Below are 10,291 nucleotides of genomic sequence, written 5' to 3'. Positions count from 1 at the left end.
ACTCGCCACCATGCCCTGCCATTCACGCCACGCCAAGAGGGAGGAGCCAGGCCATGATCCCTTCCATTATTCGCTGGTCCATCGGTAACCGCTTCCTGGTGCTGCTGCTCACCGCCATGCTCACCGCCTGGGGGCTCTGGTCGGTCAAGCAGACCCCTGTCGATGCCTTGCCGGATCTCTCCGACGTCCAGGTGATCATCAAGACCCCCTACCCGGGTCAGGCGCCCCAGGTGGTGGAGGATCAGGTCACCTATCCGCTCACCACGGCCCTGCTCTCGGTGCCAGGGGCCACCACGGTGCGCGGCTACTCCTTCTTCGGCGACTCCTTTGTCTATGTGCTGTTCGATGACAAGACGGATCTCTACTGGGCCCGCGCCCGGGTACTGGAGTATTTGAGTCAGGTGACGGCCACGCTGCCTCCCTCGGCCAAACCACAGCTAGGCCCGGATGCCACCGGGGTGGGTTGGGTCTATCAGTACGCCCTGCAAGACAAGAGCGGCCAGCATGACCTGGCCCAGCTCACCTCCTTGCAGAACTGGTTTCTCAAGTACGAGCTGCAAACCGTGCCCGGCGTCGCCGAGATAGCCACGGTCGGCGGCATGGTGCGCCAGTATCAGGTGCGGGTCGACCCGGACAAGCTACGGGCCTACGGCATTCCCCTCTCCCTCATCAAGACCGCCATCGAGCAGGGCAACCAGGAGACGGGGGCCTCCGTCATCGAGATGGCCGAGGCCGAATACATGGTGCGCGCCAGTGGTTACATCCAGGGCGTGGCCGATCTCAAGCAGATCCCGCTCGGTACCCTGGTGCGTGGCGCCCCGCTGCTGCTGGGGGACGTGGCGGATGTGGTCATCGGTCCGCAGATGCGACGCGGCATTGCCGAACTCAATGGCGAAGGAGAAGTGGTGGGGGGCATAGTGGTGATGCGCTACGGCGAGAATGCCCAACACACCATCGACGGGGTCAAGGCGAGGCTCGCCGAGCTGAAGAAGAGCCTGCCCGCCGGGGTGGAAGTGGTCACCGTCTATGACAGATCCGATCTTATCGCGCGGGCCATCGACAACCTCTCCGGCAAGCTGCTGGAAGAGTTTGCCGTGGTGGTGCTGGTCTGTCTCGCCTTCCTGTTCCACCTGAGATCCTCGCTGGTGGTGGTGATCACCCTGCCCATCGCCATACTGGTGGCCTTCATCATCATGCACTTGCAGGGGATCAACGCCAATATCATGTCCCTCGGGGGCATCGCCATCGCCATCGGCGCCATGGTGGATGGTGCCATCGTCATGATAGAGAACGTCCACAAGCACCTGGAGAAGACCCGGCTCACCGACCAGAACCGCTGGCAGGTGATAGCCCAGGCGAGCATAGAGGTGGGGCCAGCCATCTTCTTCTCCCTGCTCATCATCACCATGAGCTTCCTGCCGGTGTTTGCCCTGGAGGCCCAGGAAGGGCGCATGTTCCATCCGCTGGCCTACACCAAGACCTATGCCATGGCGGCGGCGGCGGCCCTGGCCATCACCCTCGTTCCCGTGATGATGGGTTACTTCATTCGCGGCAAGGTGCTGCCGGAGCAGGCCAACCCCCTCAACCGCGCCCTGACCCGGGGCTATATTCCGCTGCTGGGTGCCGTGCTGGCGCGCCCGAAAACCACCCTGATGGTAGCGGCAGCGGTGACGGTGGCGGGCTTCTGGCCGCTCAACTATCTCGGCTCGGAGTTCATACCGCCCCTGGATGAGGGGGACATCATGTACATGCCCACCACCGCGGCCAATATCTCGGTGGGCAAGGCGCGGGAGATTTTGCAGCAGACCGACAAGCTCATTCGCACCGTGCCCGAAGTGCAGAATGTGTTTGGCAAGGCGGGACGCGCCGACACCGCCACCGATCCCGCCGATCTGGTGATGATGGAGACCAGCGTCCAGCTCAAGCCCCGGGATCAGTGGCGCCCCGGCATGACCCCGGAAAAGCTGAAAGAAGAGCTCGACGCGCTGGTCCGCTTCCCCGGTCTCACCAACGCCTGGGTACCGCCCATCAAGACTCGCATCGACATGCTGGCCACCGGTATCAAGACCCCGGTCGGCATCAAGATAGCCGGGCCCGATCTCAAGGTGATCCAGCAACTCGGCCAGCAGCTTGAGCAGATAGTCGGCAAGGTAGAAGGGGCCGCCTCCGTCTACGCCGAGCGGGTGGCGGGGGGCCGCTACGTCAAGGTCGACATCGACCGGCAGAAGGCCGCTCGCTATGGCCTCAGTATCGCCGAGGTGCAGGGGGTGCTCGCCACCGCGGTCGGCGGCATGGAGGTGGGTGAAACCATTGAGGGGCGCGAGCGCTACCCCATCAACCTGCGCTATCCCCAGAGCTATCGCGATTCGGTGACCAGTCTGTCGCTGCTGCCCCTGGTGACCCCCAAGGGGGAGCGCATCGCCCTGGCGGACCTGGCCCGGATCTACATCAGTGACGAGGCCCCGATGCTCAGAAGCGAAAACGCGCGACTCGGTGGCTGGGTCTATATCGACATCAGAAACCGGGACATCGGCTCCTTCGTGGCCGATGCCAAGGCGCAAGTCGCCGAGGATCTGGTGTTGCCCCCCGGCTACTCCCTCAACTGGTCCGGGCAATATGAGTACATGGAGCGGGCCAAGGCACGCCTCGCCTATGTGGTGCCGCTCACGGTCGCCATCATAGTGCTGCTGCTCTATCTGGCATTTCGCCGCATCCAGGAGGTGTTGCTCATCCTCATCACCCTGCCACTCGCCGTGGTCGGCGGTATCTGGACCCTCTGGCTGCTCGACTTCAACCTCTCGGTGGCGGTCGGGGTGGGCTTTATTGCCCTGGCCGGGGTGGCGGTGGAGACCGGGGTGCTGATGCTGGTCTACCTCAACCACGCCTGGGATGAGCTGGTTGCCCAGGGCAAGCCGGACAGAGCCGGGTTGCACAGGGCCGTCATCCAGGGCGCGGCCCTGCGCCTGCGTCCCAAGATGATGACGGTGGTCACCATCATCGTCGGCCTCCTGCCCATCATGTGGAGCCAGGGTACCGGCTCGGAGGTGATGCAGCGCATCGCCGCCCCCATGATAGGCGGCATGGTGAGCGCACTGGTGCTGACCCTGCTGGTACTGCCCGCCGCCTATTACCTGTGGCGCAGCCACAGCCTTGACCGGCGGCCACCCTCCGCACCGATCAATTCAGACTTTCGCGAATAAACGACGAGGACAAGATCATGAACTACCAGACGCTGACCCTGACATTGCTGCTCGGCCTTGCCACCCACACCGGCCTGCAAGCCGAAGAGATGATGAGCCATGAGGGTCATGACATGAGCCAGATGAGCGACATGCAGGGCATGAACGAGATGACGGAGAGGGTGATGACCAAGGGGGTCATCAGCCGCATCGATGCGGCCAATCACAAGGTGGGGATCAAGCATGAGGCCATCACCAACCTCAAGATGCCGCCCATGACCATGGTGTTTACCCTGGCCGATCCCGCGCAGCTCCAGGGGCTCACCGTCGGCGATGCGGTCAGCTTTCACGCAGAACAACAAGGGGGAAAACTGATCCTGACTCGGCTACGCAAACAATAAACCGGCGAACAGAGACCAAGACGGCGGGCCATATGCCCGCCGTCTTGTTTCATCAACCGGGGCTAGTGCCCAGCGGGTTTCGCTAAACTTGCCGGTTTATCCTGCCGGACAGGCCTTGGCAGGCCGGCTAGGCCATCGAGTAAAACCGGTGCGTCGCTCGTATCAATCAGATTAACGGACTTGTTGCACCAGCCAGGCCATCAGCTCCCTGAGCATCGGCTCTGCATGAGGATACTCGGCCACTAGCCTCTGCCCGAGAAGATCCAAGGCCTCTGGCCGATAAACGCTCCCTTGCAGGCGCTGCGCCAGGGCTTCCAGAGGCGCCAGATCCAGGCTGTCGCTGAACAGTTGCACCCCGCTGATCTGCCCCTGCGTCACATCGAAATGCAACTCGACCCCGCCCCAGACAAAGCGCTCGCTCAGGGTATGGCTGAAGGCTGGCGCCTTGCCAAAATTCCACTCCCAGCTCCCCTGATGGGCAAATTGCGACGGGAAACCGGGCAGATCCGGCAGCTGGGTCGGGGAGATAAATTCCGGCAACACCCGAGTGCCATAGTGGTCAAAAAAGGCCTCGCTCAGCGCCTCCACCAACTGCTCATGAGTGATCTCTGCGCCGAGTTCACTCAGGTTGGCAACCCGGCCTCGCACCGAGCTTATCCCCTTGGCAGCCAGCTTCTTGGGGTCGGGGTTGAGGTAGTCGGCAAGGCGGCCCAGATCGGCGCTGCGCAGCACAGTGCCGTGGTGAAAGCCGCGATCCTGAGTCTCTCTGTAGGCCGAGCCCGATATCTTGCGATCTCCCTCCGGGGTCGAGACCAGCAGGTCATTGCGCCCCGAGGCGAATGCCTCTATGCCCAGAGACGCCAACCCCGCCAGCACGATGGCGGTGGAGATGCTCTTATCGTACTCGGGCTTGCCCGCCATGAAGGTGAAACAGCTGTTGCCAAGATCATGGAAGACGGCACCGCCTCCGCTGCTGCGCCTGGCCAGCTTGATGTCGTCTCGCGCCATGCGGCGGGTGTTGCACTCCTTCCAGGGATTCTGGCCACGGCCGATCACCACGGTATCCTGGTTGCGCCACAGGAAGAGCACCCGCTGGCCCGCATCCATCTGGCGAAAGATGCACTCCTCCACCGCGAGGTTGAACCAGGGATCGAAAGAGTCAGAAATAAGCAAGCGAAGGGGCATGAGGGTATCCTCTCTGTCAGTCGAGGAGTCATGATAACAGCCCGGTGCCGTCTGGGGCGACCGGGCTCAGCAAGTGATGAAGGAGCTGGTTGCGACAGGGATCAGGCACCAGCCGCCAGGAGACGATCGACGCCGAGCAAGCCCACGGCCATAGCCAGCACGAACAGGGCGATGAGTGGCTGTTCCGTGCCCAGCATTGTCACGCCGAGCAAGGCAAGGCCGGGGCCTGGACAGATGCCGAGCAGACCCCAGCCAACCCCGAACAACGCCGCCCCTCCAACCAGGCGGGCATCGACTCGTCCCGTGGGAGGCGCGGGCAATGGCGTGCCAGAGAGGCTCTGGCGGCGGGGTTTGACAAGCCAGGCATAACCGGGCGCAAACACCAGCAAGGCGCCCCCCATCACGAAGGCAAGGCTGGGATCCCACTGACCGAACAGGTCGAGGAAACCCATGACCCTGGCCGGATCCACCATGCCGGAGACAACGAGCCCCAGCCCAAACAGCAGACCGGATAACAGACTGATCAGATTGCTCATCTCATCGACTCCTCACAACAGATGCAGGGTGACGAACAGGGTAACAATGCCGCTCGCCATGAAGGTGAGGGTCGCGACCAGGGAGCGCATCGATAACCGCCCCAGACCGCAGATCCCATGACCGCTGGTGCAGCCATTGCCGAGCCGGGTGCCCACCCCCACCAGCAGACCCGCCAACAGCACCAGAGGCCAGGCTGGCAAGGCGGCAAAATCGGGCAAGCGGGCCAGCCCCAACATGGTGGCGAGAGGCCCTCCCAGCATGAGCCCCAGCAAGAACAGCCAGCGCCAGGCTTGCCGGCTCTGCAGGGCGGTGGCGAAGATGCCGCTGATCCCCGCGATACGGCCATTGAACAGCAGCAACAGCAGAGCGGAGAGGCCAATCAGCATGCCTCCGGCCAGGGATAACCACCACGGGTTTGCCATCATTTCAACTCCTCATCCTGAACCGATGACGCGAAGCATAGCGTCCACCGGCCTGCTCTCTCCTCACGGCCCCACTGTCTAGCGTGGCCACACAACCCAATGAATCTTGCTCGCCTCAATTAACGCCTTGCCGCGCTCATCCTGCATGCAATGCTTGGTCGTTAAATTAGAATTCACTAATGTTAAAGGCATTTTAGCGTCAGCCATTAAATTAGCAATACCTGATTTAATGGCGCATTTGGTTGATGTGCAAAGGAGAAGATCCACGCATGACGGAGCCAGGGAGGCGGCCCATCCATGCCGGACCGGCTGAAAAGTCTCATACGAGATCAATTGGCACTGAAGGGAGGATGCTCAAAATAGAACGTCCCCTGCACGGCAGCGCAGGGGACGTTGAGAACCATCAGGCTTGAAACCCAGGACGTGTTATCGGCGGCTGCGCCAGCGCACTCTGGGGGGGATCACCTGGGCGGTCTGTGGGGGGGGATTGCCCGCGATCAGCTGCTGCATCAGCTCGAAGGCGGCCCGGGCCAGGGCTGGACAATCCTGGGCCACGGAGTCGATGCGCATGGGAATGCAGTCGAGCAGATCGTGATCGTCGAAGGTACAGAGCCGCATCCCCGTCTCCATCAGCCCTGCCTCGTTGAGGTAGCGCAGCACCCCTTCCAGCAGAGTAAAAGAGGCGGTAAAGAGCCCGCGGGGGGGCGCCCCCAGCTCGGCCACCAGCTCGGCCATCAGCTGATAACCGGAGCGCGGCTGATAGTCGCGATGGCGCACCTGGCTCTGTGGCGCCTCCAGCCCGGCGCGGTGCAGGCCCAGCTCATAGCCCGCCAGCCGGTGGCGGCTGGGGGAGAGATCCAGCAGGCCGCCGAAGTAGTAGATCTCCTCCCCGCATTCGCGGGCCATGTCCTGCACCAGCTCGGCGGTCGCCTTGCAGGCGTCCGAAATGACCATGGGCAGACGCGACTGGCCGATATGGCGGTCGAGCTGCACCACCGGCAGGCGGTCGTGAATGCGGGCATAGATGTCGTCGCTGTGGCCGCTGGAGGCGACGATGAGGCCATCCACCTGACGGCTGATGAGGTTGTCCACCACCCGCTGCTCCAGGGTGGGATCATCCTCGGAGCAGGCGATGAGCAGCTGGATCCCCGCCTCCCGGCAGTGGGCCTCGAGGGCACGCGCTATGCTGGCGAACCCGAAGTTGGTGAGATCGGGGATCACCAGCCCCCAGGTGTAGCTGCGGGTCTCGCGCAGGGAGCGGGCATGAAAGCTCGGCTGGTAGTGGCACTCATCCGCCACCGCCTGGATCCGCTTGCGGGTATCGTCGGCAATCCTGTACTCCGCACTCTTGCCGTTGAGCACCAGACTGGCGGTGGCCTTGGAGACCCCCGCGAGCGTGGCTATCTGGGCAATCGTGATCCGTTTCTTCTTCTCCACCTGGCCTCCCGGCTGACTCGCACCGGGCTATTGTACTAGGCAAGCCGCCAGCGGCCAGTGATCGAGGCAAATTTTGCAGCCCCCGCCCGCATTCCCTGCCGATAGCTGCGGCTTTTCACCGGGGAAGTAGCGCGCCGACAGACTCTGGCGCCCCTGATCCACGAAGCACTCCAGGCTGGAGCTGTCGCACAGCACGGTGATCTTGCCTCCGAGCCAGGGGGCGGATCTATCCTCCCAGGCCCCGCTCTGCCAGTTCTGGCGCCGCAGTGTGATGCGCCCAGGCTGCCACACCAGCTCGGCCACGGCGCCGAACCAGAGGCTGCCCTCACCGCCAAGCGCCAGATCGAGCCAGGCCGAGTCGATGGCCAGCCCCGGAAACTCCCTGAGCGTCCCCTCGAAGCGGGTCTGCTCCCCCTTCAATGCCGCGAGCTCCCCTACCGGCCGCTGGCAGAGCCACTCATCCTGCCAGAACAGCTCCCGCGGACAGCTCATCTGATGAAGCCAGCCATAGGGAATGGTCGGCTGGCTCATCTCGTTCTCCTCCGGCAGCCCCAGCCAGCCGAACAGCAGGCGGCGCCCCTGACTGTCTCGGGTGGTTTGCGGCGCATAGAACTCGAAGCCTCGGTCCAGCTCGTGGAAGGCCCGGTGCTCGAACTGCTCGCCGTCGAAATCCCCCGCCAGCCAGCCACACTGATGGAGGTTGCGGTAATACTCCCCTTGCGGGGCTATGCCCTGTGGGCAGCAGATCAGCACATGCTGATCCCCCAGGAGGAAGAGGTCCGGGCACTCCCACATATAGCCAAAGTCGCCGAGACCACCGCGCCCGCTGCCGGCGATGGGGCCCACCAGCGTCCAGGCATCAAGCGCGTCGCCGCGATAGAGCAGCACCTCGCCCTTGTCGTCCAGAGTGCGGGCCCCCAGCACCATCAGCCACTGCTGGCCGTCGTACCACACCTTGGGGTCGCGCACATGGCCGCTGTAGCCTTGGGGCAGATCGAGCACGGGGCCCAGCTTGTCGAAACCGCCCTCACCGTCGGCGCGGGCCAGACACTGGAAGGCGGTGCGGCTGCCATCCGGGTATTTGACGTTGCCGGTGTAGACGAGGGTCAGCCGCCCCTGCTCGTCGCTCACCGCCGAGCCCGAATAGCAGCCGTGGCTCTCATAGGCTTCGGTGGGCAAGAGCGCCACGGGTTCGTGCTGCCAGTGCAGCAGATCGGTCGAGGTGACGTGACCCCAGCCCTTGTTGCTGTGCTCGCAGCCGAGCGGATTCCACTGGTAGAAGAGGTGGTAGCGCCCGTCGTGCTCGATAAAGCCGTTGGGGTCGTTGAGCAGCCCCACCGGGGCTGCCAGGTGCCAGCGGGGCCTATGGGGATCGGCCGCCGCCTTGAGCTGTCCGGCCAGCAGGGACCGGACAATCTGGTTGAGGAGATAAGCGTCCTTCATCACTCCACCTTGTACTTGAGCAGGTAGGAGGCGACAAAGGCGGCACCGAAGGCGATAACCAGCCCGATGACGTAGTGGATGAGGCTCATGGGCTGGACTATTGCCATGCCCGGAATGCCGGTCAGCCCCACCGCCGTCATGCCCACCTTGGCGGCCACCACGTAGGCGCCGCCGCAGGCACCGCCGAACAGACCGGCCAGGAAGGGTTTGATGTAGCGCAGGTTGACGCCGAAGATGGCGGCCTCGGTGATGCCGAGCAGGCAGGACATGGCGGCCGGTACGGCAATGGCCTTGATCTTCACATCCCGGGTCTTGAAGTAGACCGCCAGGCAAGCGCCGCCCTGGGCCACGTTGGCCATGGCCCAGATGGGCAGCAGGAAGTTGACGCCTATGGCCGGGTTGGTGAGCAGCCCCGCCTCGATGGCGTGGAAGCTGTGGTGGATGCCGGTGATGACGATAAGGGAATAAGTGCCGCCGAATACCAGCCCCGCGAGCCAGCCCGCCTGCTCATAGAGGGCGCTCAGACCAAAGGAGATACCATCCCCCAGCACCCGACCCGCCGGGCCGATGAAGAGCAGCGCCACGAAACCGGTGATGATGACGGTCAAGAAGGGGGTGAGGATGAGATCCAGGGCGTCCGGGATGCGCTTGCGCAACTGCTTTTCCAGGTGGGACATGAACCAGACCGCCAGCAGCACCGGGAAGACGGTGCCCTGGTAGCCGATCATGGCCACATCCAGCCCGAAGAAGTCCATGGTCTTGAAGCCCCCCGCCACGCCCCAGGCGTTGGTCAGGGCCGGGTGGGTGAGGATGCCGCCAAGGGTCGCCCCGAGGTACGGGTTGCCACCAAATTCGCGCGCCGCGGTAAAGCCGATCAGGATCGGTAAAATGATGAAGGCCGCCGAGCTGAACATGTCCAGCATGACGAACAGGGCGCTGTCGGCATTGACCCAGCCGTAGGTGCGCACCATGCCGAGCAGCCCCATCAGCAGGCCGGAGGCGACGATGGCCGGAATGATCGGCACGAAGATGTTGGAGAGCGTCCGCGCCAGGCGCTGTGCCACATTGAGCTTGGCCGTCGCCATGTCGGTCAGCTCCGCCTTGCTGGCGGTGCCGGTGCCGGTCAGCGCCACGAACTCCGCATAGACCTTGTTGACCAGGCCGGTGCCGAAGATCACCTGGATTTGGCCGGCGTTGCTGAAGCACCCCTTGACCCCGTCCAGCTTGTCGATGGCGGCCTTGTTCACCTTGCTGTCGTCCGCCAGCACCAGCCGCAGCCGGGTGGCGCAGTGAGCGGCGCTGACGATGTTCTCCTTGCCCCCGAGCAGGGGCACCAGATCCTTGGCTATCGCACTGATATTCATAATCTTCCTCTTATGACCCGCCGGCTGGCGGGCCCTTGTCACATGAGAGTAGGGGCTGTTGAGCCGGGCTTCTAACCGCAGATCAACGGCCGCTTGTGCTCGATCGCGCCCAATAGCAAAAAGGCATCCAGTTCGGTGCGGGTCGGCAGCGCCGTCATGGCCCCCTTGGCGGTGGTGGCGAGCGCCCCGCAGCCGTGGGCCTGAGCCAGGATGGCGGGCAGCTCGCTCAAGACAGGCAATCGCTCACCCTCTGCCAGCGCCGCCAGGAGACCCGCGACGAAGGCATCCCCCGCCCCCGTGGTGTCGAGCGGCGCCACCTTGGG

General features: G+C 63.8%; 9 protein-coding genes. 2 read left to right on the top strand and 7 right to left on the bottom strand.

Going from position 1 to position 10,291, the window contains the following annotated elements; all coding sequences use genetic code 11:
- The first annotated feature begins 53 nt into the window (after positions 1-53).
- Positions 54-3,200, top strand: coding sequence for an efflux RND transporter permease subunit (locus BN1130_RS03090; protein WP_042040263.1), 3,147 nt, complete (start codon positions 54-56; stop codon positions 3,198-3,200).
- Between the two features lie 17 nt (positions 3,201-3,217).
- Positions 3,218-3,580, top strand: a complete 363-nt coding sequence (locus BN1130_RS03085; protein ID WP_042040262.1) for a copper-binding protein — start codon at positions 3,218-3,220, stop codon at positions 3,578-3,580.
- A gap of 171 nt (positions 3,581-3,751) precedes the next feature.
- Here the strand turns inward: BN1130_RS03085 and lplA are convergent, their stop codons facing one another.
- The 7 genes from lplA to BN1130_RS03050 all read right to left on the bottom strand — a co-directional run.
- Entirely contained in the window at positions 3,752-4,765 is a 1,014-nt protein-coding gene (lplA, locus tag BN1130_RS03080) for a lipoate--protein ligase (RefSeq protein WP_042040261.1), read from the bottom strand.
- A gap of 101 nt (positions 4,766-4,866) precedes the next feature.
- Positions 4,867-5,301: a DUF6691 family protein gene (locus BN1130_RS03075; protein WP_042040259.1), complete on the bottom strand. Its 435-nt coding sequence runs from the start codon at positions 5,299-5,301 to the stop codon at positions 4,867-4,869.
- Positions 5,302-5,313: 12 nt separating this feature from the next.
- Entirely contained in the window at positions 5,314-5,727 is a 414-nt protein-coding gene (locus BN1130_RS03070) for a YeeE/YedE family protein (RefSeq protein ID WP_042040258.1), read from the bottom strand.
- Positions 5,728-6,150: 423 nt separating this feature from the next.
- Positions 6,151-7,161 carry a substrate-binding domain-containing protein gene (locus BN1130_RS03065; protein ID WP_042040257.1) on the bottom strand — a complete coding sequence of 337 codons (1,011 nt, stop codon included), beginning with the start codon at positions 7,159-7,161 and terminating at the stop codon, positions 6,151-6,153.
- A gap of 27 nt (positions 7,162-7,188) precedes the next feature.
- Positions 7,189-8,604 (bottom strand): glycoside hydrolase family 32 protein, encoded by a 1,416-nt coding sequence (locus tag BN1130_RS03060; RefSeq protein WP_042040255.1) that lies wholly within the window; start codon positions 8,602-8,604, stop codon positions 7,189-7,191.
- On the bottom strand, positions 8,604-9,968 hold the full coding sequence (locus BN1130_RS03055) for a sucrose-specific PTS transporter subunit IIBC (RefSeq protein ID WP_042040253.1): 1,365 nt from the start codon (positions 9,966-9,968) through the stop codon (positions 8,604-8,606). The genes BN1130_RS03060 and BN1130_RS03055 overlap by 1 nt, the downstream gene beginning before the upstream one ends.
- Positions 9,969-10,039: 71 nt before the next feature.
- Positions 10,040-10,291, bottom strand: a 252-nt coding sequence (locus tag BN1130_RS03050; RefSeq protein WP_042040251.1) for a PfkB family carbohydrate kinase, incomplete at its 5' end; no start/stop codon positions are given.

The organism is Aeromonas rivuli (genome assembly GCF_000820045.1).
GTDB classification, from domain to species: domain Bacteria; phylum Pseudomonadota; class Gammaproteobacteria; order Enterobacterales; family Aeromonadaceae; genus Aeromonas; species Aeromonas rivuli.
The sequence above is the reverse complement of the archived record's forward strand: the minus strand, read 5'-3'. Positions and strand labels throughout refer to the sequence as shown.